General features: G+C 61.5%; 21 protein-coding genes and 2 tRNA genes. 6 read left to right on the top strand and 17 right to left on the bottom strand.

What is annotated here, in order from left to right:
* Window positions 1-44: 44 nt before the first annotated feature.
* Together F8197_RS02550 and F8197_RS02545 are read right to left on the bottom strand one after the other, a co-directional pair.
* On the bottom strand, window positions 45-1,112 hold the full coding sequence (locus F8197_RS02550; RefSeq protein WP_152879718.1) for a HAMP domain-containing sensor histidine kinase: 1,068 nt from the start codon (window positions 1,110-1,112) through the stop codon (window positions 45-47).
* Window positions 1,109-1,807 (bottom strand): response regulator transcription factor, encoded by a 699-nt coding sequence (locus F8197_RS02545; RefSeq protein ID WP_056147775.1) that lies wholly within the window; start codon window positions 1,805-1,807, stop codon window positions 1,109-1,111. Before F8197_RS02545 ends, F8197_RS02550 begins: the two co-directional genes overlap by 4 nt.
* Before the next feature lie 242 nt (window positions 1,808-2,049).
* Here F8197_RS02545 and F8197_RS02540 point away from each other — a divergent pair, with 242 nt between their 5' ends.
* Window positions 2,050-2,856, top strand: a complete 807-nt coding sequence (locus F8197_RS02540) for a Crp/Fnr family transcriptional regulator (protein ID WP_152879716.1) — start codon at window positions 2,050-2,052, stop codon at window positions 2,854-2,856.
* A 151-nt stretch (window positions 2,857-3,007) separates the two neighbouring features.
* Here the strand turns inward: F8197_RS02540 and F8197_RS02535 are convergent, their stop codons facing one another.
* The 12 genes from F8197_RS02535 to F8197_RS02480 all read right to left on the bottom strand — a co-directional run bounded on the left by F8197_RS02535 (window position 3,008) and on the right by F8197_RS02480 (window position 13,671).
* A complete protein-coding gene (locus F8197_RS02535; protein WP_152879714.1) occupies window positions 3,008-4,468 on the bottom strand; it encodes a CHASE3 domain-containing protein in 1,461 nt (486 codons plus the stop codon).
* A gap of 152 nt (window positions 4,469-4,620) precedes the next feature.
* On the bottom strand, window positions 4,621-5,253 hold the full coding sequence (locus F8197_RS02530; protein WP_026636903.1) for a response regulator transcription factor: 633 nt from the start codon (window positions 5,251-5,253) through the stop codon (window positions 4,621-4,623).
* Between the two features lie 157 nt (window positions 5,254-5,410).
* On the bottom strand, window positions 5,411-5,830 hold the full coding sequence (locus F8197_RS02525; RefSeq protein ID WP_373996802.1) for a MerR family transcriptional regulator: 420 nt from the start codon (window positions 5,828-5,830) through the stop codon (window positions 5,411-5,413).
* A 16-nt stretch (window positions 5,831-5,846) separates the two neighbouring features.
* The gene (locus tag F8197_RS02520; RefSeq protein ID WP_019919772.1) at window positions 5,847-6,194 is read right to left on the bottom strand and encodes an integration host factor subunit alpha; all 348 of its coding nucleotides are present in this window, start codon (window positions 6,192-6,194) and stop codon (window positions 5,847-5,849) included.
* Window positions 6,195-6,385: 191 nt separating this feature from the next.
* On the bottom strand, window positions 6,386-8,812 hold the full coding sequence (gene pheT / locus F8197_RS02515) for a phenylalanine--tRNA ligase subunit beta (RefSeq protein ID WP_152879710.1): 2,427 nt from the start codon (window positions 8,810-8,812) through the stop codon (window positions 6,386-6,388).
* A 68-nt stretch (window positions 8,813-8,880) separates the two neighbouring features.
* Complete coding sequence (gene pheS, locus F8197_RS02510; protein ID WP_019919774.1) at window positions 8,881-9,900, bottom strand: phenylalanine--tRNA ligase subunit alpha; 1,020 nt, start codon at window positions 9,898-9,900, stop codon at window positions 8,881-8,883.
* Between the two features lie 95 nt (window positions 9,901-9,995).
* On the bottom strand, window positions 9,996-10,355 hold the full coding sequence (rplT, locus tag F8197_RS02505) for a 50S ribosomal protein L20 (RefSeq protein ID WP_026636905.1): 360 nt from the start codon (window positions 10,353-10,355) through the stop codon (window positions 9,996-9,998).
* A 26-nt stretch (window positions 10,356-10,381) separates the two neighbouring features.
* Window positions 10,382-10,579: a 50S ribosomal protein L35 gene (gene rpmI, locus F8197_RS02500; RefSeq protein ID WP_026636906.1), complete on the bottom strand. Its 198-nt coding sequence runs from the start codon at window positions 10,577-10,579 to the stop codon at window positions 10,382-10,384.
* A 217-nt stretch (window positions 10,580-10,796) separates the two neighbouring features.
* Window positions 10,797-11,336, bottom strand: a complete 540-nt coding sequence (infC, locus tag F8197_RS02495) for a translation initiation factor IF-3 (RefSeq protein ID WP_255360930.1) — start codon at window positions 11,334-11,336, stop codon at window positions 10,797-10,799.
* Window positions 11,337-11,356: 20 nt separating this feature from the next.
* Window positions 11,357-13,264, bottom strand: a complete 1,908-nt coding sequence (thrS, locus tag F8197_RS02490) for a threonine--tRNA ligase (protein WP_152879706.1) — start codon at window positions 13,262-13,264, stop codon at window positions 11,357-11,359.
* A gap of 196 nt (window positions 13,265-13,460) precedes the next feature.
* Window positions 13,461-13,537 (bottom strand) — tRNA-Val (locus tag F8197_RS02485).
* A 57-nt stretch (window positions 13,538-13,594) separates the two neighbouring features.
* Window positions 13,595-13,671 (bottom strand) — tRNA-Val (locus F8197_RS02480).
* 140 nt (window positions 13,672-13,811) lie between these two features.
* Between F8197_RS02480 and F8197_RS02475 the strand changes: the two genes are divergently transcribed.
* The 4 genes from F8197_RS02475 (at window position 13,812) to F8197_RS02460 (ending at window position 19,082) form a co-directional block, all read left to right on the top strand.
* Window positions 13,812-14,762, top strand: a complete 951-nt coding sequence (locus tag F8197_RS02475) for a cation diffusion facilitator family transporter (protein WP_152879704.1) — start codon at window positions 13,812-13,814, stop codon at window positions 14,760-14,762.
* A gap of 284 nt (window positions 14,763-15,046) precedes the next feature.
* Complete coding sequence (locus F8197_RS02470; protein ID WP_152879702.1) at window positions 15,047-15,697, top strand: CatA-like O-acetyltransferase; 651 nt, start codon at window positions 15,047-15,049, stop codon at window positions 15,695-15,697.
* A gap of 84 nt (window positions 15,698-15,781) precedes the next feature.
* A complete protein-coding gene (locus F8197_RS02465; RefSeq protein WP_193333307.1) occupies window positions 15,782-17,683 on the top strand; it encodes a hypothetical protein in 1,902 nt (633 codons plus the stop codon).
* 97 nt (window positions 17,684-17,780) lie between these two features.
* Window positions 17,781-19,082 carry a TraB/GumN family protein gene (locus F8197_RS02460; RefSeq protein ID WP_152879698.1) on the top strand — a complete coding sequence of 434 codons (1,302 nt, stop codon included), beginning with the start codon at window positions 17,781-17,783 and terminating at the stop codon, window positions 19,080-19,082.
* A gap of 19 nt (window positions 19,083-19,101) precedes the next feature.
* On the opposite strand, the gene F8197_RS02455 is transcribed toward F8197_RS02460, so the two are convergent.
* From F8197_RS02455 to F8197_RS02445, 3 genes are read right to left on the bottom strand one after another with little or no spacing between them, the layout of a single operon-like run.
* Window positions 19,102-21,372: a bifunctional (p)ppGpp synthetase/guanosine-3',5'-bis(diphosphate) 3'-pyrophosphohydrolase gene (locus F8197_RS02455; protein WP_056147804.1), complete on the bottom strand. Its 2,271-nt coding sequence runs from the start codon at window positions 21,370-21,372 to the stop codon at window positions 19,102-19,104.
* A 7-nt stretch (window positions 21,373-21,379) separates the two neighbouring features.
* On the bottom strand, window positions 21,380-21,730 hold the full coding sequence (locus F8197_RS02450; RefSeq protein ID WP_019919787.1) for a RidA family protein: 351 nt from the start codon (window positions 21,728-21,730) through the stop codon (window positions 21,380-21,382).
* Window positions 21,731-21,787: 57 nt separating this feature from the next.
* Complete coding sequence (locus F8197_RS02445; protein ID WP_152879696.1) at window positions 21,788-22,669, bottom strand: alpha/beta fold hydrolase; 882 nt, start codon at window positions 22,667-22,669, stop codon at window positions 21,788-21,790.
* 118 nt (window positions 22,670-22,787) lie between these two features.
* On the opposite strand from F8197_RS02445, the gene F8197_RS02440 reads away from it, so the two are divergent.
* Entirely contained in the window at window positions 22,788-23,582 is a 795-nt protein-coding gene (locus F8197_RS02440; protein ID WP_056147809.1) for a 3-hydroxybutyrate dehydrogenase, read from the top strand.
* Window positions 23,583-23,637 lie beyond the last annotated feature (55 nt).

Here is a 23,637-nt window from a genome sequence, read left to right as displayed (position 1 = left end):
CACTTTCTTGTCTGAATTCAAAAATCTACCCAACAGCTTAAGGCTTACGGGAAATGTACCTCGAACACCGCCCCCCGCCCCTCAATCCCGTCGCCTACCGTCAACGCCGCCCCATGTACCCGGGCGATATCGCGCACGATCGCCAGGCCCAGGCCGCTACCGTGCGATTTATCATCGAGCCGCACGTAGCGGCTGAAGATATCGGCCCGACGTGCGGCAGGAATGCCGGGACCGTTGTCCTCTACCGCGAGAAAAACATGCTCCTCTGCACTGCCGCAGCGCACCGTCACCGCCCCGCCCGACGGCGTGTAGCGCAGCGCGTTGTCAATCAGGTTGTCGATCAGGTCGCGCAGCAGGAAGCGGTCGCCCGTCACCGGTGCCGGCTGCAGTTCGAAACCGAGGTCGATGCCCTTGCGTGCTGCTTGCTCGACGAACGGCTGGATCGCTTCGCCTACCAGGGCCTCCAACGCCAGCGGTTCGAGCCGGGCCTTTTCAAAGTGGTGCGGTTCGGCGCGCGCCAGTGACAGCAGCTGGTTGGTCTGCCTGATCATGCGTTCGGTGGCCGCTTGCATCAGGCGCACCGATTGCGCCGTCTCCGGTTCGGCGTGGCGCGCGCCCAGCCATTCGAGCTGGGTTTTCAATCCGGCCAGCGGCGTGCGCAACTGGTGCGCCACGTTGGCCAGGAAATCCTGGCGCGCTCTGGCGCCCTCGCCCACTTTTTCCAGCAAGCCGTTCATGGCGGACACCACCGGTTCGAGCTCGTACGGCACCCGCGACGGGTCGAGCGGCGCCAGTTCGTCGGCTTCGCGTGCGCTCAGGTCGGCGCGCAGGCGGCTCAATGGCCGCAGGCCGTTGCTGACCGAAAACCAGATCAGGCCTATGCTGGCAACGGCAAACACGCCCTCCATCAACAGCAGCGCGCGCAGCACGGCCCGGCGCAACTGCTCCTGCTTGCGCAAGGTGTCGGCGGGAGCCTGGGTGGTGGCCGCTGTCGGCGCCGCCAGGGGCGCCGGCAGCGAGGCCAGCTTGTAGGCCAACACGCCGCCGGCCAGGTTGATCAACAGGATCGGACCGATCAGCCACTTGAGCAACCGCAGCCGTATGGTGGTCATGGCGCGGCGTCGGCTGACGGAAGCGGGATCGGAGCCGGTTCAAGCATGTAACCGAAGCCACGGATGGTGCGGATCGCCACCCCGGCGTCGGCAATTTTCAGCCGCAGGCGCGACACATAGACTTCCACCGCGTTGAGCGTCAGGTCGTCGCCCCAGGGCAAGATCGCTTCGATGATCTGCTGCTTGGAGACCACCCGCGCGCCGTGCTGGAGCAGGTACTCGAGCACGGTCCATTCGCGCACCGACAGGTCCACCACGCGGTCGCGCACGCGGGCGCGGCGGGTGGCGCAGTCGAGCGTGAGCTCGCCCATGGCCAGCACCGCCGGCGGCTCGCCGTGGCGCCGCGCCAGTGCCCGTACCCGCGCCACCAGCTCGGCGCTGGCAAACGGTTTGACCAGGTAATCGTCGGCGCCGGTTTCCAGACCGCGCACGCGGTCTTCGATAGCGTCACGCGCGGTAAGCAACAGCACCGGCACCCGACCGCCGCGCGCGCGCAACCGCCGTACCACTTCGAAGCCGTCCATGCCGGGCAGGCCGATATCGAGCACCACCACCTCGGCGGCATCGGCGCGCTGCAACAGCTGGTCGGCAGCGTTACCGTTATCGACCACCTGCACCGTCATGCCCTGCGCTGTCATCACGCGGCACAAGCCGTCGGCAATCACGCTGTCGTCCTCCACTACCAGTATCTGCATGGTGTGCGCCGTATTTGTTGGATATATGCATTATGCGCCCGCGCCGCTCAGAAACCTACAGTGCGGCGTAGGACCAGGCCTACAAGGCTGTGTAGCCCATACCTACAGAGGGGCGCCCCCTCGTCTTATGTTCGGGAATTAACATTGCCCATACGATGTGACCTATACGTGAGGTAACTCACACAAAGCTTTCAAAGTAACGCCTGAAACATCGAATTAGTCAGACATCAGCGAGGAAAAATATGATCAACGTCCAAAACAACGCCAGCATCGCACCGGTAACGCGCCGCCTTCCAGCCGGCGCCGACCACGTCAAGGCGTCGTCGCGGCCCGTGGTCACTTACAGCGGCACCCAGCAAAATGAATTGCTGGCGGCGCTGCCGCGCGATGTTCTTGAATCGCTGTTCGAACACCTGGAACTGGTGACCCTGCCATTCGGCAAGGAACTGTTCGAGTTCGGCGGCGCCATGGATTATGTGTATTTCCCCACCACCGCCATCGTCTCGCTGCTGTATGTCATGGAAGACGGCGCCACTACCGAGATTGCCGTGGTCGGCCATGAAGGCGTGATCGGAGTGTCGTTGTTCGATGGCGAGCGCGCCATGTGCAGCGCCGTGACGCAAGCGGCCGGTTACGGCTATCGCATGAAAACCCAGCACCTGCGCGCAGCGTTCAGCCAGGGCGGCGCCCTGCCTGCATTGCTGATGCGCTACAACACGGCGCTGTTCGCGCAGATGGCGCAAAACGCCGTCGGTGGCCGCCACAGCTCGATCGAACAGAAACTGTGCCGCTGGCTGCTCGACCGCCTCGACCGTTCGCCAGGCAACGCGCTGAAGGTCACGCAGGAAATGATTTCCATCATGCTCGGCGTACGCCGCGAGAGCATTACCGCCGCAGCCGGCAAGCTGCAGGACGAGGGCCTGATCACCTACCGCCGCGGCAATATCACCGTGCTCGACCGCTCGGCACTGGAAGCGTATGCCGGTGAATGCTACAAGGTCGCCAAGACCGAATACGACCGCCTGCTGGTCGATGTCGGCCGCTGCTGATCGCATGCCGTTATCGCCACCGCTCCGTTGATCAGCGTACCTCCGCTTCCTCCACCACCGGAAGTAACGAACCACGCAACACGGTTTCAAGAACTACCCGGCTAAGGAGGTGGCGCGCAAGCAGCACCTCATTCCGTACCGGTATGGGGTTTTAAGCGGCCGGCGCAGCCCGGCGCTCTTCCATCATGAAAACGGGCGCGGCCCGTTTTTCTTCTTGCGGCGCCACATTGTCGTGCACGGGTATCGCTACCTCGATGCAGGTGCCGCTGTCGTTGCGGCCGCGCCGGATATTCAGGGTGCCGCCGAGCAGCAAGGCGCGTTCGCGCATGCCCAGCAAGCCGTGCGACATCGGCTTGGCGATGTTGGCGGCGGAAATGCCGACGCCATCATCGATGATGCGCAGCATCAGGCCTTCCTGGTTACGATTGAGCATGACCGACACCCGGCTGGCCTTGGCGTATTTGCGAATATTGTTCAGCGATTCCTGGACAATGCGGAATAGCGCAATCGACAGGTCGCCGGCATCGCGCGTCAGCAATTCGATCTCGTCGTCCACGTCGCAGTCGCAGCGCACCGTCGCCATGCGGGAAAATTCCTGGCAATAGCTTTCAATCGCGGCGCACAGGCCCAGGTTGTCCAGCAGGCTCGGGCGCAGATTCTCGACGATGCGGCGCTTCATTTCCACCACTTCCACCAGCGAACCGCGCGCACGCTTGAGCTGGGCCGCCAGTTCGGGATCGGTCTTTTGCAGCTTCATGGTGACCGCCGCGATATCCATGTTGATGGACGTCAAATGGGCGCCGATTTCATCGTGCAGCTCGCGTGACAGCCTGACCTTTTCCTCTTCGCTGATGCTGATCAGGTGGCGCGACAGTACCGACAGCTGCTCGGTACGCTGCTCGACCTGCGATTCCAGGTTTTCGTTGGCAATTTTCAGCGCGTGCTCGGCTTCGGCGCGGGTGGCGAAGCTGCGCCCCACCAGTTGGTAGAACATGATCAGCACCACGATGGCGACGGCATTGATGCCCATGCCCAGTATCACGGCCTTCTGGTATTCCTCGTAGAACATGGCGCTGCGGGCCTTGAGCGTTTCGTTCTGCTCCTGCTCCATGATCACCACCTGCAGGCGGATTTCATCCATGCTGGCGCGGCCGTCGCTCACGCGCGCGATCTTGACGATTTCGCTAAGCCCGCCTTCGCGATAGACGTCGAGCGACTGGGTCATGATGGTCAGGCGGCGGCGTACCAGGGTTTTTAATTGCGCCAGGTTTTTCAGCTGATTGGGATTATCGGCCAGCAGCTTTTCCAGCTCGCGGAACTCCGCTTCGCTCTCGGCCAGTGCGGTACGCGTCGGGCCCAGGTAGGCGTCATGGTCGGAGAGAAAATAGCCGCGCATGCTGCTCTCGGCGTCGAGCACCAGCACGTTCAGGTATTGGAGACGGTCGGCGACGCGGGCGGTCTGGCCGATCAGGACCTGGGCGCCGCGCAGCGCCTGCAGGTTGTGGAACAGGCTGAACCCGTTAACGATCAACAATAAGGCACAGGTGACGCACAGGACAGTCTTGTACAGCGGCAAGCGACGATGCGGCGCTGAATCGACGGTGAAATACATCCTCTTCCTTCAATCAGTAAGGCGACAGCACGCCCAAGCCAATCAATTATAGACGGGAAGTAAGATGAGTGCGCACTGCAACAGTGCGCAAAGAAAAGATAGATGCCCGCCCGCACCACAGGGAATTTCCCCGTGGAATCAGGCATGGTTTGTTAGTCAAGCAGATTGTTTTTCATGGCGTAATAGGTCAAGTCGCTATTGGACTGCATGCCCATTTTTTCCATGATGCGGGTACGGTAAGTACTCACGGTCTTGATGCTGAGCGACAGCGCCACACCGATATCGGACACGGTGGCGCCACGCGCCAGGCGCAAAAACACCTGGAACTCGCGGTCCGACAACTCCGTGTGCAGCGCCGTGTTGGGGTCGCGGTCGAAGCTTTGCGCCAGCAGTTCGCCGACGGTGGAACTGACATAACGACGCCCCTGGTACACGGTGCGCACGGCCGTCATCAGCTCGTCCGCTTCGCATTCCTTGTTCAGATAGCCGTTAGCGCCCATCTTGAACAGGTTGAGTGCGTACTGCTGCGCCGGGTAGCCGGACAGGATCAGCACCGGAAGGTCGGGCTGGCCTTGTCGGATGGTGCGCAGGGTATCGATGCCGCTTTGATCTGGCATGGCGATATCGAGCAACAGCACATCGCAGATTTCGCGGCGCGCAATATCTAGCGCTTCGCGCCCGGTACCGGCTTCCGCCACCACGTCGAAATCGTCCGAAGACGAAAAAATCTGTTTGAAACCTGCTCTTACTATTTGATGGTCGTCACAAATGGCAACGCGTATCATTGTTTCCTCTCGTCGTGTCCGGCATACGCGCCCTAGGCGCGGGCCGGACTTCACGCCACCGTATTTCAGCAGTCGCTGACTTATTAAATAATATTGAAAGTATATCAGCAATCACACTTTTGACGTATCGTTCGCCAGCGGTGCGCACCACGCGGTGTTATTGCCCTTGCCTGAGCAGACCGAGAATATCGAGCAGTTCGCTACGTATCAACTCGCGGTCCAGCGGAGCAGGAACGTCCACCGGGGCAATGTCGTTGACAGACGCTTGTGCATCATACTCTTCCTGGATGCCGCCGTAGGCACGGGTGTCGAGTTTATTGCGTGCACCGCTGATCGTGAACCCTTGTTCATACAGCAGTTCGCGGATACGGCGTATCAGCAACACTTCGTGGTGTTGATAATAGCGGCGGTTGCCGCGCCGTTTGACGGGCTTGAGCTGGGTGAACTCCTGCTCCCAATAACGCAGCACATGCGGCTTGACGCCACACAGCTCGCTCACTTCGCCAATGGTGAAGTAGCGTTTGGCGGGGATCGGTGGCAAAGCCACCAGCTCGGACTTGGCGGGACGATCGTTTATCAAGAATCAGCTCCGGTCAGGCGGCGCGCGCCATCGGATTGCTCTCTTCGACCATGCCCTTGAGTTTTTGGCTGGCATGGAAGGTCACGACGCGACGCGCCGTGATGGGAATTTCTTCCCCGGTCTTGGGGTTGCGGCCAGGACGCTGTGGCTTGTCGCGCAACTGGAAGTTGCCGAAGCCGGACAGCTTGACCGCCTCGCCGCGCTCGAGCGCGTTGCGGATTTCATCAAAGAAGGTTTCCACCATGTCTTTGGCCTCGCGCTTGTTCAGGCCCACTTGCTCGAACAAGAGCTCGGCAAGCTCCGCCTTGGTCAGCGTGGGCAAATCTTTTTCTGCATCCTGGCGTACCTTGGCCACCTGCATGGCCCGGTGCAAATCGGCAGCCAATGCTGACTGGAGTACGGCGGAATCAACGTCGTGATTATTAATTTTCCTGCCCTGCCTTTAAAAACGCATGAGCCCGGCCAAATGGCCGGACTCCCGGATGATAAAAAGAAACGTTTGTGCTGGCTCAGCTACAGCTTAGCCAAGCTTTTTGCCAGCCCGCTATGCTATCACGCCCGCAGGCGCGCACCATGTTTCTGCTGTGCGGCACTCCCCGCTGCGGTCATGATGGCCTCGACCACATCGTCTTGCAGGGTATTTTGAGTATCTTGTAAGCTAAACCGGAAAGCAAGCGATTTCTCGTCCGCCTCCAGGCCCTTGCCGCGATATTCATCAAACAAAACAATGGCTTGCACCAACTTGGCTTGCGGACTAGCCTGCACTGCGGCATAGAAAGCATCGAGCACATCCTGCGCCGCCACGCCCTGCTTGACCACCACGGCCAGGTCGCGCGTGGCGCCCGGGAACTTGGAGATCTCGACGTATTCTGGCACAGTACGTTGCTGTAAAGCAACTGCATCGACTTCGAACACGACCGGTGCATTCGGCAGCTCGTACTTTTGCATCCAGCGCGGGTGCAACTCGCCGATGAAACCAATCACCTGGCCGCCCAGCAGCACGTTGGCCGAGCGGCCCGGGTGCAGCGCCGGGTGTTCCGCTTTTTCGAAGCGCAGCGTTTGCGGTGCGAACAGGTGCTCGAGGTCGGCTTTCAGGTCGAAGAAATCGACCGCGCGGCTGTCCTGGCCCCACTGCTCGTCAGCATTGCTGCCGTACGCCATCGCAGCCACGCGCTTGGGTTGCCGGTAGCCAGCGACCGCCAGCGGGCCGTCGGCCACGCTGTCGTCGCGCTGGTAGATGGCGCCCACTTCGAACACGCGCACGCGGTTGGTTTTGCGGTTGAGGTTGTAACGGACGTTGGCTACCAGGCTGCCCACCAGGGTCGAGCGCATCACGCTCATCTGGCTGGCGATCGGGTTTTGCAGCTTGATCGGATTGGCGTTGCCACCGAAGTCCTGCTCCCACGCCGCTTCCACAAAGCTCATGTTGACCACTTCCTGGAAGCCCAGGTCGGCCAGCTGGTGGCGCACGGCAAACAGCGAACGGGTGTTTTCCGGCGCGATCACCATGGTGTTGGCAGCGACCGGCGCCACGGCCGGGATGTTCTCGAAGCCGTACACGCGCGCCACTTCCTCGATCAGGTCTTCCTCGATCTCGATGTCGAAACGGTAGCTTGGTGCGGTCACCGAGAACACGCCGTCAGCCAAGGTGAACGGCAGCGCCAGGCGGGTGAAGATGTCGGCAATGACTTGATCGTCGAGCGGCACGCCGATGACTTTCTGGGCGCGCGCGGTACGCAGTTGCACCGGGGTGCGCTGCGGCAGGTTGACGATCTGGTCATCGACCGGGCCCACTTGCGTGGCAGCGGTGCCGCAGATCTCCACCAGCAGCGCGGTGATGCGTTCGATATGTTCAACCACGGTGGCGTAATCGACGCCGCGCTCGAAGCGGTGCGCCGCGTCGGTGGAGAAGTTGAACTTGCGGGCACGGCCCTGGATGGCGCTTGGCCACCAGAATGCGGCTTCCAGGTAGATCGACTCGGTCTCGAGCGACACAGCGGTGGAATCGCCGCCCATGATGCCGGCCAGCGATTCGATTTCCTGTTCGTCGGCAATCACGCCCACCCATTCGTTGAGCGCAACGGTGTTGCCGTTCAACAGCTTGAGGGATTCGCCTTCCTTCGCCCAGCGCACGTCCAGGCTGCCGTGGATCTTGGCCAGGTCGAACACGTGGCTCGGACGGCCCAATTCCAGCATCACGTAGTTGGAAATATCGACCAGTGCCGACACCGAACGCTGGCCGCTGCGCTCGAGGCGCTGCTTCATCCAGTCCGGCGTGGCGGCTTTGGCGTTCAGGTTGCGGATAACGCGGCCGGCGAAACGGCCGCACAGGTCCGGGGCCGAAATTTTAACCGGCAGCACTTCATCGCTGGTGACCGGCACCGCGCTGAACGTGGGGGCGTTGAGCGCGGTGCCGGTCAGCGCCGACACTTCGCGCGCCACGCCCAGCACCGACAGGCAGTCCGCCTTGTTCGGGGTGAGCTTGATGGTGAACTTGAGGTCGTTGAGCGCGTAGTAGTCGCGGAAGTTCTGGCCGACCGGCGCGTCGTCCGGCAGTTCCAGCAGGCCACTGCCCTCTTCCGACAATTTCAGTTCCTTGGCCGAGCACAACATGCCCTGCGACTCGACGCCGCGCAATTGCCCCACCTTGATTTCGAACGGCTTGCCATCGGCGCCGGGCGGCAGCACGGCGCCAGCCATGGCGCACACCACGTGCAGGCCGGGACGCACATTGGGTGCACCGCACACGATGGTGAGCAAGGTGCCGGTGCCAACGTCCACCTGGCAGACGTTGAGGCGGTCGGCATTCGGGTGCTTGGCCATGTCGCGCACCAGGCCGACGACCACGTTGGAGAACGGCGGCGCGACCGGTTCGACCTCTTCCACTTCCAGGCCGGACATCGTCAGCAGGTGGGCCAGTTCGTCCGAAGTCATCTTCGGATCGACCATGGTGCGGAGCCAGTTTTCGGAGAATTGCATAATCTAGCTTTCTAAGAATTGTTCCACGGGAGCGCCAGCACGGGCGGCGCTCGACCGTCGCTGAGGTGTTAGTTGAACTGCTTGAGGAAGCGCAGATCGCCTTCGTAGAACAGCCGCAGGTCGTTCACGCCGTAACGCAACATGGTCAGGCGCTCGAGGCCGGAGCCGAACGCGAAGCCGATGTATTTTTCCGGGTCGAGACCGAAATTGCGCACCACGCTCGGGTGGACCTGGCCGGAACCGGAAATCTCGAGCCAGCGGCCCTTGAGCGGACCCGAACCGAACGCAATATCGATCTCGGCCGACGGTTCGGTAAACGGGAAATACGACGGACGGAAGCGCACTTGCAGGTCGTCGGTCTCGAAGAAGGCCTTGACGAAGTTCAGGTACACGCCCTTCAAGTCGGCAAAGCTGATGTTCTCGGCGATCCATAGGCCTTCAACCTGGTGGAACATCGGCGAGTGGGTGGCGTCGCTATCCACGCGGTAGGTACGGCCGGGCGCGATGACCTTGATCGGCGGCGTGTGGCTGCGCGCGTAGCGCACCTGCATCGGGCTGGTGTGGGTGCGCAGCAGCAGCGGCTTGCCTTCGCTGTCGTTGCCGTCGATATAGAAAGTGTCTTGCATCGAACGGGCCGGGTGATTTTCCGGGCTGTTCAGGGCAGTAAAATTGGTCCAGTCGTTTTCAATCTCGGGGCCGTCGGCCACGTCGAAACCGATCGAGCGGAAGATCTCTTCCACCCGTTCCCAGGTACGCATCACCGGGTGCAGTCCACCGCCGGCGCGTCCGCGGCCTGGCAGGGAGACGTCGATCGCCTCGGCGTTCAAACGGGCTTGCAGCTGGGCGTCGGCCAGCGCGTCGCGCCGGGCCGTCAGGGCCGCTTCGATCTGCTGCTTGGCAGCGTTGATCAGGGCGCCTTGCGCCTTGCGTGCTTCCGGGTCGAGCTTGCCCAGGCCCTTCATCAATTCGGTGATCTGGCCGGTCTTGCCCAGGTATTTGGCTTTGGCATTTTCCAGTGCGGCGGCGTCGTCTTGCGCAACCGTGAAATCCTGCACTGCTGAGGCAACGAGTTGTTCCAGGGAGTACATGCGTTTCTTATCCTCAATCAAAAACGGGGCACAGGTTCACACCTTTGCCCCGTCCTTTACGCTGCCCCGCGAAGGGCCGCATCATCAATCAATGCTTACGCAGCGATTTGTGCTTTGACTACGTTGACAATCGCAGCGAATGCTGGCTTGTCCATCACTGCCATATCGGCCAGGACTTTACGGTCCAGTTCGATTGCAGCTTTCTTCAGACCGTTCATGAATACGCTGTACGTCACGCCATGCTCACGGGAAGCGGCGTTGATACGGGCGATCCACAGGCGGCGGAAGACGCGCTTCTTGTTACGACGGTCGCGGTAGGCGTACTGACCAGCGCGCATAACTGCTTGCTTGGCAACACGGTAAACCTTGCTACGACGACCACGGTAACCCTTGGCCAGGTTTAAGACTTTTTTATGACGGGCACGAGCTGTAACCCCACGTTTTACTCTAGGCATAGTAACTCCTTAAATTGAGTGTGAGATTAAGCCGATGGCATCATGCGCAGAACCGATTTCACGTCTGCCGCATCGACATTGGTGATACCGCGCAGCTGGCGCTTGGATTTGGTGGTTTTCTTGGTCAGAATGTGACGCTTGAAAGCGTGGCCACTCTTAACGGTACCACCTGGGCGTACGCGAAAACGCTTTTTCGCGGAGCTTTTGGTTTTCATTTTTGGCATAGATATTCTGTCGTTTTACGGACAGCTCCATATCGAAACAGGATTACAGGTGGTAACTACGTTACGCTTAGATGCCTGCTCTCACTTGTTTGTGCAGCGGATGCGAGTCCACTACATTTACTACAGCCGGCGATTATAGCCGACTTTCATTCAAGATGCAGCAAATAAAAAAGGCGCCCGCGCTGGACGCCCTTCTTTGCCACATTGTCACGGCAACTTACTTCTTTTTCTTAGGAGCAAGGACCATGATCATCTGGCGGCCTTCCATTTTCGGGAACTGCTCGACCTGGCCATGCGGCTCGAGGTCGGCTTTCAGACGTTCCAGCATACGGAAGCCAATATCCTGGTGCGCCATTTCACGGCCGCGGAAACGCAGCGTGATCTTGGTCTTATCGCCTTCTTCAAGGAACTTGATAAGGTTGCGCAGCTTGATATTGTAGTCGCCATCATCGGTACCCGGACGGAATTTGACTTCCTTCACGGAGATGATTTTCTGCTTCAATTTCGCCTCGTGAGCCTTTTTCTGCTCCGAGTACTTGAATTTGCCGTAGTCCATCAAACGGCAAACCGGCGGGACCGCCGTAGGGGCGATCTCGACCAGGTCGACGTTTGCCTCTTCCGCCAGGCGGAAGGCTTCGGCCAAAGTCACGATACCGAGTGCTTCGTTATCGACCCCGCTCAAACGCATTTCGGGGGCAGTGATTTCGCCATTGATGCGATGCGACTTGTCAGTAGCTATGGTGATTCCTTTTAAAATTTGATAACTGGCGCGTGCGATCAGGCTTTGTTGGCGATGTCTTGCGACAGACGCTCGATCAGGGCATCGATGGACATGACGCCCAAATCGACATTACCCCGGGCCCGCACGGCCACAGTGTTGGCATCCCGCTCCTTGTCGCCCACCACGAGGATGTACGGCAGTTTTTGGACGGAATGTTCACGTATTTTATAGTTTATTTTCTCATTACGCAAATCAAGCTGCACGCGGAACCCGCTGCGGCGCAGCTTTTCAGCCACTTGCTGCACATATTCGGCCTGCGCATCCGAGATATTGAGGACCGATACCTGCACCGGCGCCAGCCATGCCGGCAGCGCGCCCGCATAGTTTTCGATCAGGATGCCGATGAAACGTTCCATCGAACCGACGATCGCCCGGTGCAGCATGACCGGCACCTGGCGCGTGTTATCCGCTGCCACGTATTCGGCGCCCAAACGCTCCGGCATGAAGAAGTCGACCTGCATGGTGCCTACTTGCCATGGACGGCCAAGCGAATCCTTCAGGTGGTACTCGATTTTCGGACCGTAGAACGCGCCCTCGCCCGGCAATTCGGTCCAGGTCACGCCGCAGGCGCGCAGGCCCGAGCGCAGCGCTTCCTCGGCTTCGTCCCACACTTCGTCGGTACCGATGCGGTTGTCCGGACGCAGCGCCAGTTTCACTTCGATATTGTGGAAGTGGAAATCGGCATACACTTCCATCGCCTGGGTGTGGAACGACACCACTTCCGGCTCGATCTGCTCGTGGGTGCAGAAAATGTGACCGTCATCTTGCGTAAAGCCGCGCACGCGCATGATGCCGTGCAGCGCGCCCGACGGCTCGTTGCGGTGGCACTGGCCGAACTCGCCGTAGCGCAGCGGCAGGTCGCGGTACGAACGCATATTGCTGTTGAAGATCTGCACGTGGCCCGGGCAGTTCATCGGCTTCAGTGCGTACGAGCGGTTTTCCGACTCGGTGACGAACATGTTTTCGCGGTAGTTGTCCCAGTGGCCGGTCTTGCCCCACAGGCTGGCGTCCAGAATCTGTGGCGCCTTGACCTCTTGATAGCCATTGACCTGGTACTTGTGGCGCATGTATTGCTCCACCTGCTGCCAGATGGTCCAACCTTTCGGATGCCAGAACACCAGGCCCGGCGCCTCGTCCTGGAAGTGGAAGAAGTCGAGCTGTTTGCCCAGTTTGCGGTGGTCGCGTTTTTCTGCCTCTTCCAGCTGGAACAGGTACTGCTCCTGGTCTTCCTTCTTGGCCCAAGCCGTGCCGTACACGCGCTGCAGCATTTCGTTCTTGCTGTCACCGCGCCAGTAGGCACCGGCCAGCTTCATCAGCTTGAACACTTTCAGCTTGCCGGTCGATGGCACGTGCGGGCCACGGCACAAGTCCGTAAAGCCGCCTTCGCTGTACAGCGACACGTCCTGGTCGGCCGGAATCGAGGCGATGATTTCCGCCTTGTACGCTTCGCCGATCGACTTGAAGTAGGCCACGGCCTCGTCGCGCGGCAAGACCTTGCGCGTGACCGGCTCGTCCTTCTTGGCCAGTTCCGTCATTTTCTTTTCGATCGCCACCAGGTCGTCCGGCGTAAACGGACGCTTGTACGAGAAGTCGTAGTAGAAGCCATTGTCGATCACCGGGCCGATGGTTACTTGCGCATCGGGAAAGAGCTCCTTGACGGCATAGGCCAGCAGGTGGGCGGTCGAGTGACGGATCACGTCCAGACCTTCAGGGTCCTTGTCGGTGATGATGGCCAGGTCGACGTTTTTTTCGATCAAGTGGGAAGTATCCACGACTTTACCGTCGACCTTGCCGGCCAGCGCGGCTTTGCCGAGGCTGGTGGCAATGCTGGACGCCACTTGGGCTACGGTGACGGGACCCTCGAACTCGCGGGCGGAGCCATCTGGAAGGCGGACTGAAATCATGAATTTCTCCCTATGGGCGCATGGCGCGCCTGTTGGTACATTGAATTAAAAAACGCGGACGAAAAAAAACGCGGACTAGCCGCGTTTTCTCTTTTTTTGAGCAAAAAGGTTCCCGTTCGACTAGCGTCACTCCCAAAGCTTGGTAGTAGTTCGCGGTGTCATAACCGGGATGCCTTTCTCGCTCTTACATGAATTCTGGTGGGCGGTGAGGAATTCGAATCCCCGACCCCTTGGATGTCGACCAAGTATTCTAACCAGCTGAACTAACCGCCCTTTTGCACTACATTTTACTGCGCTTTTTACTACTCTTTACTGCGATACTGCGAATTCTGGTGGGCGGTGAGGAATTCGAATCCCCGACCCCTTGGATGTCGACCAAGTATTCTAACCAGCTGAACTAACCGCCCGAAGACCAGCATTATAGAGAGCGAAAAGCAGAATGACAAGGGGCTTCATAGGAAAGATTTACGAATAGCACTATGACGATAGCGCACGCTGTCCCTGCTTCCAGTAAACTGCCTGTATCTATTCATACACAAGAACAGCCATGTCCTTAGATACCCGCGCCGCCTCCCCTTCCGCCCATCTGCACGAGCACCGCAGCGACGATGCCAAATACAAGCACGTCAGCGTGCAGCGCAGCCAGAAGGTGCTGGCCTGGGCGCTGCTGCTCACGCTCAGCTTTGCCGTGGTGGAAGCGGTCACCGGTTTCATGGCCAACTCACTGGCCCTGATCTCCGACGCCGGCCACATGGTGACCGACGCCGCCGCGCTGGGCCTGGCGCTGCTGGCGCAAATGATTTCCAAGCGACCGCCGTCGGCGCGCCACTCGTTCGGCTTCGGCCGCGCCGAGGCGCTGGCCGCTTTCGTCAACAGCCTGGTGCTGCTGGTCCTGGTGGCATGGATTGTGTATGAAGCGGCGCAACGTTTTTCCACGCCCGAGGAAGTGCACGGTTCTACCGTATTTGTCGTGGCCGGCATCGGCCTCTTGATCAACCTGGTGCTGGCCTGGATGCTGTCGCGCGGCGACAGCAATATGAATACGCGCGCGGCGCTGGTCAACGTCATGGGCGACCTGCTCGGTTCAGTGGCGGCGCTGGTGTCGGGCGCGGTGATCTATTACACGGGGTGGATGCAGATCGATCCGCTGTTGTCGCTGTTCGTCGCGCTGCTGATCCTGCGTTCGACCATCGGCGTGCTGCGCGAGTCGTACCACTTCCTGATGGGCGGCGTGCCCGAGCCGATCGATTACCTGGCCGTGGGCGCCGACCTCGAGCACATCGACGGCGTCTGCTCGGTGCACGACCTGCACGTGTGGGACATGTCGCCGGGCGAACCGGCGCTGATCGGCCATGTAGAGATCGTCGAGTTGCAGCGCTGGCCGGAGATCCTGCAGGCGATCAAGGCGATGCTGCTCGATAAGCATGGCATCGACCATATTACTTTGCAGGCAGAGGTGGCGCAGCAGGCGCCACAACCAGCGTCGCGCCAGCCATGAAGCGCCTGCTACTTGGTCCGTGCATATTGCTGGCATTATTCCAGCTACCGGAAACCAACCCGCCGAAACTGAGGCCGAAGGCGTTCACGATCACGACCGATCGGCGCCAGGCACGCTAGACCGTCCGGTTGTCGTGGGTTGCAACAGCCACTGACGGGCCGCGCCGACTGGCGCATTGCGCCCGTCGGCGGCTTCCAACCGGGCGAGCGTTACACGGCTGGCACAGGATACGCAGCACCTGATTAAAACAATGAAATTTCCTTCCCCCACCAAGAAATAGCACCATGCAAAACTTCGAAAAACGCCGCGACCGTTATGAACTGTTTGCGTCCTTTGAAAAACCGCTCGTCAACCTCAGCTTCGAGTTGCCGATGCCGGACTTTCGGCCTTATTGCAAGGCCAACGGCCTGCCGCCGTTCCACTTCTTCCTGTATTGCGTGCTCAACGCTGTCAAGGGCATCGACAATTTCATGTACCGCGTGCTCGATGGCGAAGTGATCAAGCTTGACGACTTTGCCGCGTCGTACACGGTGATCAACCATAACAACGATCTCAATATCACCAAGTTCGAGATGACCGACGATTTACCGACGTTCATCACGCGCAGCCTGGCGGCGAAGCGGGTCGCCGAATGCCGCACCGAGCTGGCCAATATGGGGCCGTTGATGACGCCGCTCGAGCAGAAGCAGAACGTCCACATCACCTGCATGCCGTGGTTCAAGCTCACCTCGGTCGAGCATCCGATCTACCGCCATGCCGACTACGATATCCCCTCGCTGGCCTGGGGCCGCTTCGGCGACGCCCAGGCCGATGGCATGATGATGGTGCCGTTTTCGGTGCAGGCGCACCATGGCTTTGTCGATGGCTACCACGTGCACCTGCTGACGCAGTCGATTGCAGCGCGCGCACGAAACCTCATGGCGCAGCAGGAATAATCGGCGCGATGACTATTCGTCGGTGGCCATGCCATTCATTTATTCCCGGGAGTAAGATAGACATATCGACAACCGGGAGCGGCCATGCCACGACACGCCACAGCAGTCCAGTATGCAATGCGAATACTGATGGCGCTGTTGGCGCTCGGTGCGCTGCTGTGGAGTGAGGCGGCGCTGGCCTGCAGTTGTGTCAATCACCCGCGCTCGGGCTTCATCCATGCGGACCTGGAGCGCCTGCCGTCGAATGCGCGTGGCGCGTTGTTCCTGGTCCCGCGCCGACACCAGGGCACGGTGGCGCCCGATTCGTTCAGCATCACGTCCGATCGCGACGACGCACCGCTGCCGGCGCAGGTGACCTGGCCCCGCTTCGACGACAACGACGCTGCATATCCGTCCCTGGCTCGGGTGGGACCGGCTGGCGGCTTCAAGCCCGGTGCGCGCTACACCATACGCTATACCGGTGAGGCCGCCATAGGCATGCGGACGTCCACGCAGTTCACCATCGACGCCACGCCGCTGGCGCCAGGCCCAATTGCCCTGGCGATGGACGGCGCCCCGGCGCGCACGATGCTGCCCATGCGGGCCGGCGCAAGCTGTTCCGACATCGAAGCAGTCGTGGTCGGCAATTTTCACTACGAACTGCCCGACAGTTACGCGCCGTACCGCAGCATCGTCATGTACCAATCGCAGTCGCGCACGCCGGGCGCAGCGTATGAGGCGATCGAATATGCGTCGTCGTATTGCGAACGCCGCAAGCTGGGCGTGACCGCGCGCGGCGACGGTCGCGACCTGGTCCATGCTAGCTGCACAGCGCCACCGGCGCTGCTGCAAGTGCGCGGCCGCGCCGGCCTGCTCGAAGTGGAAGACGATTTGCAACCCACCGAACCGGTCACGCTTGACCTGGCCAACGCGGCCGGCGCTGCCTGCGATCCGGCAGGCATGTTGCGCGAAGCGCTGGCCAGCGACGATGCCGAACGCATCCACAGTGTCGTGTGCGGCTTTCCGACCCACTTGTGGGGGAGAAAACTGGCCACCGAAGCACTGGCCACGCCATCGGCCTTGTTTGCACTGGTCAAGCGCGAACAGCCGCCGCCGCGCGCATGCATCGCCCGCAGCGTTGCGCGTATCGTGGCGCAAACAGGCGAACCACCGGACGACCTGGGCCGCTTCCTGGCAGAGGATTTTGCATCGGGTGACGAACAGCGCATCGGTGCAGCAGACCAGGTGGCATCCGGGATAGCGCGCGAGCTGAACCGGCGCGAGTTGCCGATCGCCGTGCGCCAGCAGCGCGTCGAAGCTTTCTGGCAGCCGATGTTGCCCGCCATTGCCGGCGTGGTCATCGATGGCAAGGACCGCAACGCCGATCAGCTGGCGCGAGTACTGGGACAGCATGCGCAGCACAGCCAGGCATACGTACCGGCGCTGATCGCCGCCGGCCGCCGGCCAGCGCTCTCGGCGCGCCCCGCCCTGATTGCTTTGACCCGCCTGATACCGCAGGACCAGCGCCTGCGCGTGCTGTTGCGCCACGCCGCCCGCCAACCGGTGCTGCTGGAAACCGCCGCTGTCCAGTTCGCCGAGGTGGCCACGCCGGCCGAGCGGCCCGAAGTCAACCGGCTGCTGGCAAAAGCCATCGATGCCGGCAGCCGCGATGCGCTGTTTGCCGTTGCGCGTGACAGCGAACCGTCGAACGCCGCCGTCCCGGCCCTGCTGCGGCGCCTGCAGCGCGAGCTGCCTGGCGGCCAAACCTATGGTGTTTTCAGCTCCCTGCTCCATGTATGGCAAGGCGAGCCAGAAATCGCGACCGCGCTATCGACGGTGTTGCTCTACGACGGCATGACTCACTTGCAATTCTACCTTGAGCTCGTCGCCAAGGCCGGTGCAACAGCCCGCCCGCTTGCGCCCACCCTGCGCCTACTGCTGACAAGACCCCTGCCTGACGTTGAGCGCCAGGCGGCCGAACAAGCCCTGAAGGTCATCATCAAATAACGTTGTCGCTCCTTACACTTCGATACACGAATGCCGGAATTCAACGGTAAGATGAAACCACATTCATGCTTGAGGAGGCATTGTGCGGAATCTGTCGATGATTTTAACGCTGGGCGCCATGTGCTTTGCTGGTGCTGCGCACGCAACCGGTGCCGGGCCGCTGCCGCCGCGCTTGGTTGCTGCCGAACGCAACGGCCAGCTGATCTTGCTGCTGCCTGAAACGCATACGGGCATGCGCAGCCAGTACGACCGCTATTTCAAGACCGTGATCGCGCCAGCGTTCCTCGCCTCCAGCCTGTTGCTCAGCGAACGCTCGTCTCCAATCCAGGCCGAGTCCAGCCTGCGCTACCAGGCCTGCCCCGACGAACAGCCGGACGAAGCCCAGGTGGACCCCGCACTGAACGCGGCGTTGCCCGAAGTGCTGCCCACTTCGTACTGGGGCGTGTTTCCGCCATCGGCGCCAGTGACCGGCTTCAGCCGCTTCATGCGGTTCCAGCTGGTATTCGAAGACGCCTACTTCAACTCGACAGGACGAAACACGCCGCCGTGGCAGCCGCAGCCAGCACCGGAGTTGCCTGCCCGGCTAACCGCCAATTATGCGACCCGCCTGATGCTGGACGATCCGCGTCCGTTTGCGTCGGTCGATACGCCGGCCAGCAGCTACCACGCGTATTGCTCGCTGGCGCCGGCGCAACGCACTGCGCTGGCGCGGGCTGCATTGCAGATGCGACTGCGCCAGGCCGGCCATGCGCCCCCGCTCGATCAACTGGGCAAGCCTGAAGATGCTGCAGCGATCGAGCGCCGTGAACTGGAGGAAAAGGCTGCCAAGATGGATGCCAACTACTGGCTATGGGTGCAGCGCATCGCGTTGGCGGTGAAGTCGAGCAACGGCGCGGTCCGTGCAGCAGCTGCGGATGCGCCGACCATCGAACAGAACCGGCTCGACAGCGATCGCTACCTGCTGGCCGCCCGCAACCGCGAGTGGCTGGCGCGCCTGCCGCAGATGACCGCCGGCCAGCGCTTGCCGTTCATGGTGCTGGGCGCTGCCCACCTGCCGGACACGCCGGCAGGACCAGGTTTGCTGCGGCTGTTACGCGAAGCCGGCTACCGGTTGACGCTGGTGTGCGACCATGCGCAGCTGACCGCCATGTTGCACCGCCTGCCGCCGCCGCTGGCCAAGCCATCGCCAGCGGCCGACCAACCCTGGCAGCGCACCGTACTCGATGGTCAGTGCACGAACATACCGCATGGCGAACTATGCGGCTGGGCTGGGGGCGGTACGGTGGTGAACCTGGTCGACAACGGCACTGCACACAACAGGCTGACAGTCTGTGTAACCCACGACACCGCCTGGGGGCCGCGCAACAACTGCTCCACCACCGACGTCCCCCGCCACTAAACCTGGTGTGGCGTCGTGGTTAACTGCGCCGTGCCTCCTGCACGCCCGCCACTTCGGCAATGGCGTTCAGGGCTTTTTGCAGCTGGGCCGTGGCGCCGATTTCGGCCGTAAAGGTCATGCGCGCGAAGCCCTTGGTACTTTGGGTGTTGACGCCGATGACGTTGATTTTCTCGCGCGAAAACACCTCCGAAATATCGCGCAGCAAGCCCTGGCGGTCGTTGGCCAGCACGAAAATATCGACCGGATAGACCGTGTCGGTAACGGCGCGGCCCCACTCGGTAACGATCACGCGCTCGGGCGCCTTGGCGCGCATTTCGGCAAAATTCTTGCAGGTGGCGCGGTGGATCGAGACGCCCTTGCCGCGCGTAACAAACCCGACGATGCCGTCCGGCGGCGCCGGCTTGCAGCACTTGGCCAGCTGCGTCATCAATCCTTCGGTGCCCACCACCAGCACGCCCGACTTGGCGCCCTGCTCCGTGCTCGATGCCCGGCTTTTACCGAGGAACACTTCATCGACCGGCTCGACCGGTTCGCCGCTGTCGTGCAAGGCGTGTTCGATCTGGCGCAGGCTGAACTCGTCCTTGCCCACCGACAGGAACAGGTCATCGACCTTGGCAAAGCCAAGCTTGTTGGCCAGGGCCTCCAGGTTGACTGCCGTCTTGCCCTCGCGCTGCAAGGTTTTTTCCACCATCGAGCGGCCGTGCGACAGGGTTTCCTGCATGTCGATCGCGTGGAACCAGGCGCGGATTTTCGAGCGCGTACGGGTGGCAACCGTGTATTCGTCGCTGAGCCAGTCGCGCGACGGTCCAGCCGTGCCCGGCGCACCCTTGGCCGTGATCACCTCGCAGGTCTGGCCGTTTTTCAGCTGCGTATTCAACGGCACCATGATGCCATCGACGCGCGCGCCCCGGCAGCGATGGCCAACATCGCTGTGCAGGTAGTACGCAAAATCGATCGGGGTGGCGCCCACCGGCAGTTCGATCACGCGCGCCTGCGGCGTCAGCACGAAAATGCGGTCGTCCAGCGCGGCCGACTTGAGTTTTTCCACCCATTCGCGCTGCTGGTCTTCCTCGCCCACCACCGATTCGGCCACATCGGTTTTCCACGCCAGCAGCTGGCGCAGCCAGGCGATCTTTTCCTCGTACTTCTGGCCGACCGAGTTGGCGCCGCCTTCCTTGTAGCGCCAGTGCGCGGCCACGCCGTACTCGGCAAAGCTGTGCATTTCCTGGGTGCGGATCTGCACTTCCAGCGGCCGGCCGTCTTCGGCCGTCACCACCGTGTGCAGCGACTGGTAGCCGTTCGGTTTGGGCCGCGAAATATAGTCGTCGAATTCCTTGGGAATCGGGGTCCAGATATTGTGGACCACGCCCAGCACCGTGTAGCAGGTCTTGACGTCGGCCACGATCACGCGGAACGCGCGCACATCGTAGAGGTCGGTAAAGTCGAGCTCCTTGCCCTTCATCTTGCTCCAGATCGAGTAGATGTGCTTGGGCCGGCCGAACACTTCGGCTTCGATGCCAGCCGCTGCCATCTCTGATTGCAGGCGGGCAATCGCGTTGGTGACAAACCCTTCGCGCATCATGCGCTTTTCTTCGAGCATCTTGGCGATGCGCTTGTACGCATCGGGCTCGATGAAACGGAACGACAGGTCTTCCAGCTCCCATTTCAGTTGCCAGATGCCGAGCCGGTTGGCCAGCGGCGCGTACAGGTCCAGCGTCTCGCGCCCGTAAGCGCAGGTCATGTCGTTGAACAGCTTGATGTCGGCGAAATAGCGCAAGGTGGTCACGCACGACGCGAGCCGCACCAGCACCACGCGCATGTCGGACGCCATCGCCAGCAGCATCTTGCGCAGCGTTTCCACTTGCGCCACGGCCTGCTGGGCCGCGTTGCGGCCGCGCGCCGGACCACCGGTGGCAGACTGGGCCGGGGCCTGGCTTTGCGTCAGTTCGCGCAGCCGGATCAGCTGGCGCACGCCAGCCACCAGGTCGCCGACTTCGGACCCGAAACGCGGCTCGACCAGCGGCGCCTGGGCCGGGTCGAGCAAGGTCAGCTCGAACACCAGGCCGGCGATGCGGGTTTCGACGTCGCTGCGCATATAGGCCAGCGTGGCGGCCACGCCGGTGGCAAATTCAAGAGCGCCCTGGCCGTTGCTGGTGACGCGGCCGGCATAGGCCTCGCCGGCAAAGTCGAGCGCGGACTGCATGCGGATGCTGTCGTCGGGTGACAGGCCCGACAACAAGGGATCGGTGGTGGCGGACGTGGCGCCAGCCAGCGCGGTGGTTGAAACCATGATGCTCCTAGCGCTGGGCGGCAACGACGACGATTTCGATGCGCCAATCGGGATTGGCCAGTTTGGCTTGCACGGTGGCGCGCGGCGGCGAGTGGGCGCCGGGCACCCAGGCGTCGTACTCCTGGTTCATGCCGTCGAAATCGGCCAGGTCGGCCAGGTAGATCTGGCAGCTGAGAATGCAGGTCTTGTCGCTGCCGCACTCGGCCAGCAGGCGGTCGATATGGGCCAGTACTTCGCGGGTTTGACCGACGATGTCGAGGCTGGTGTCGTCGGGCACCTGGCCGGCCAGGTAGACGGTGTTGTTGTGGATGGCCGCTTCGGACAGGCGGGGGCCGACGTGCAGTCGTGTAATTTCCATAGTGGTTTCCTAAAAATTATTATTATGTGGTTGCTTGCTTAGTATTTAATTAGTATTTTATTTGCCGAGCAAAAACGCGCGGGCAATCGCAATCTGGTCGTCGTGGATGAAGGTGGGCGCGTGGCCCACGTCGGCGATTTCCACCAGCGTGGCTTTGGGTCCGCGCTGCGTCATCAACTGCGCGGTATCGCGCGTGAGCAGGTCGGAGTTGGCGCCGCGCACCAGCAAGGTCGGGCACTGCACCGCGTCGTAGGCGGCCCACAGCATGGCCTCGTCGGCCTTGGCGGACTCAGGCGTGACCGAACGGAACGGCAGCGCCAGGCCCATATCGTAGTGGCGCACCCATTTGCCGTCGGCATCCTGGCGCAGCACGTCGGTGGCCAGCTTGTGCCATTCCTGCTCGGTATGCGGGCCGAACGAGGCAGAGACATCGCGGATGAACTGCGCGCCTTCATCGAAAGAGTTGAACCGCAAATCCTGGCCGATGTAATCGCCGATGCGCTGCAGCGCCACCGGCTCGAGCACCGGGCCGATATCGTTGAGCACCAGCTTGCGGATCGGGTTGCCCGGCAATGACGCCAGGCCCAGGCCGATCAAGCCGCCCATCGACGTGCCGAACCAGTCCACCGCCTGATCTTCCCTGCCATTGGTCACACGCGCGAGCAAGGTCACCATATCGCTGACATACTGGGGGATGCGGTAGAACTGCGGGTTCTGCAAGCGGCCGGAGCGGCCACGGCCGACCACGTCGGGACAGATCACGCGGTACTCATCGCACAAGGCGCGCGCCAGGTGGTCGAAGTCGTCGCCGACGCGTGTGACGCCGTGGACGCAGATGAGTACACGCGGATTGTCGCGGTCGCCCCACTCCTTGTACGCCATCCGGTGCAGGCCGGCAGGTGACACGCAGGTGACAAAGTTCGAGGTGGCGTCGGTCATGCGGTTTCCTTGATCATTTTTTAAGTTGGTTCTAATGACATTTTACCGGGCGATGTGCTTAAATCCTAACGCAGTGTAGCGCAGCACGCCTTCTATCTCCAACCCTCCAGAGGACACCATGACGAACAAAAGTTTAACCGGCAAAACGGCACTGGTAACAGGCTCAACATCGGGCATCGGCCTCGGCATCGCGCGCAGCTTCGCGGCCGAAGGCGCCAACGTGATACTGAACGGCTTTGGCGACGCCGCCGAGATCGATCGCCTGCAAGCGGACCTGGCCAAGGAGTTCGGTGTGCAGGTGCTGTATCACAACGCCGACATGTCCAAGCCGGCCGACATCGCAGCGATGATCACCTTTGCCGACGACAAGCTGGGCGGCGTCGATATCCTGGTCAACAACGCCGGCATCCAGTTCGTCGCCAATATCGAAGATTTCCCGATCGAGAAATGGGACGCCATCATCGCCATCAACCTGAGCTCGGCCTTCCACACGTCGCGCCTGGTGCTGCCTGGCATGCGCAAGAAAAACTGGGGCCGCATCATCAACCTCGCCTCCACCCACGGCCTGGTCGGTTCGGCCGGCAAGTCGGCGTACGTGGCAGCCAAGCACGGCTTGCTGGGCCTGACCAAGGTGGGCGCACTGGAAACCGCCAGCACCGGCGTCACCGTCAACGCCATCTGCCCGGGCTTCGTGCTCACGCCGCTGGTCCAGAAGCAGGTGGACGACCGCGCCGCCAAGGACGGCATCAGCAACGACGAAGCCAAAAAGGCACTGCTGTCGGATAAACAACCATCGGGCGAGTTCGTCACGCCGGAAGAACTCGGTGCGCTGGCGGTGTTCCTGGCCAGCGACGCGGCCCGCCAGGTACGCGGCGCGGCGTGGAATATGGATGGCGGCTGGGTCGCGCAGTAATATCTACGCCCTTCTCATAAGCGGCGGCTTACCGGGTTATCACTAAAACGGATGG

The sequence above is a fragment of the Duganella sp. FT27W genome (genome assembly GCF_009295655.1).
In the GTDB taxonomy this organism is placed as follows: Bacteria; Pseudomonadota; Gammaproteobacteria; order Burkholderiales; family Burkholderiaceae_D; genus Rugamonas; species Rugamonas zoogloeoides.
Note: the sequence above shows the minus strand (reverse complement) of the source record. Positions and strands in the feature narration are given on the sequence as shown.

What these genes read in the sequence shown, in the direction of transcription:
- F8197_RS02550 (WP_152879718.1), bottom strand. Translation starts at nt 1,112, where the DNA reads ATGACCACCATACGGCTGCGGTTGCTCAAGTGGCTGATCGGTCCGATC.
- F8197_RS02545 (WP_056147775.1), bottom strand. Translation starts at nt 1,807, where the DNA reads ATGCAGATACTGGTAGTGGAGGACGACAGCGTGATTGCCGACGGCTTG.
- F8197_RS02540 (WP_152879716.1), top strand. Translation starts at nt 2,050, where the DNA reads ATGATCAACGTCCAAAACAACGCCAGCATCGCACCGGTAACGCGCCGC.
- F8197_RS02535 (WP_152879714.1), bottom strand. Translation starts at nt 4,468, where the DNA reads ATGTATTTCACCGTCGATTCAGCGCCGCATCGTCGCTTGCCGCTGTAC.
- F8197_RS02530 (WP_026636903.1), bottom strand. Translation starts at nt 5,253, where the DNA reads ATGATACGCGTTGCCATTTGTGACGACCATCAAATAGTAAGAGCAGGT.
- F8197_RS02520 (WP_019919772.1), bottom strand. Translation starts at nt 6,194, where the DNA reads ATGCAGGTGGCCAAGGTACGCCAGGATGCAGAAAAAGATTTGCCCACG.
- pheT (WP_152879710.1), bottom strand. Translation starts at nt 8,812, where the DNA reads ATGCAATTCTCCGAAAACTGGCTCCGCACCATGGTCGATCCGAAGATG.
- pheS (WP_019919774.1), bottom strand. Translation starts at nt 9,900, where the DNA reads ATGTACTCCCTGGAACAACTCGTTGCCTCAGCAGTGCAGGATTTCACG.
- rplT (WP_026636905.1), bottom strand. Translation starts at nt 10,355, where the DNA reads ATGCCTAGAGTAAAACGTGGGGTTACAGCTCGTGCCCGTCATAAAAAA.
- rpmI (WP_026636906.1), bottom strand. Translation starts at nt 10,579, where the DNA reads ATGCCAAAAATGAAAACCAAAAGCTCCGCGAAAAAGCGTTTTCGCGTA.
- thrS (WP_152879706.1), bottom strand. Translation starts at nt 13,264, where the DNA reads ATGATTTCAGTCCGCCTTCCAGATGGCTCCGCCCGCGAGTTCGAGGGT.
- F8197_RS02475 (WP_152879704.1), top strand. Translation starts at nt 13,812, where the DNA reads ATGTCCTTAGATACCCGCGCCGCCTCCCCTTCCGCCCATCTGCACGAG.
- F8197_RS02470 (WP_152879702.1), top strand. Translation starts at nt 15,047, where the DNA reads ATGCAAAACTTCGAAAAACGCCGCGACCGTTATGAACTGTTTGCGTCC.
- F8197_RS02465 (WP_193333307.1), top strand. Translation starts at nt 15,782, where the DNA reads ATGCCACGACACGCCACAGCAGTCCAGTATGCAATGCGAATACTGATG.
- F8197_RS02460 (WP_152879698.1), top strand. Translation starts at nt 17,781, where the DNA reads ATGATTTTAACGCTGGGCGCCATGTGCTTTGCTGGTGCTGCGCACGCA.
- F8197_RS02455 (WP_056147804.1), bottom strand. Translation starts at nt 21,372, where the DNA reads ATGGTTTCAACCACCGCGCTGGCTGGCGCCACGTCCGCCACCACCGAT.
- F8197_RS02450 (WP_019919787.1), bottom strand. Translation starts at nt 21,730, where the DNA reads ATGGAAATTACACGACTGCACGTCGGCCCCCGCCTGTCCGAAGCGGCC.
- F8197_RS02445 (WP_152879696.1), bottom strand. Translation starts at nt 22,669, where the DNA reads ATGACCGACGCCACCTCGAACTTTGTCACCTGCGTGTCACCTGCCGGC.
- F8197_RS02440 (WP_056147809.1), top strand. Translation starts at nt 22,788, where the DNA reads ATGACGAACAAAAGTTTAACCGGCAAAACGGCACTGGTAACAGGCTCA.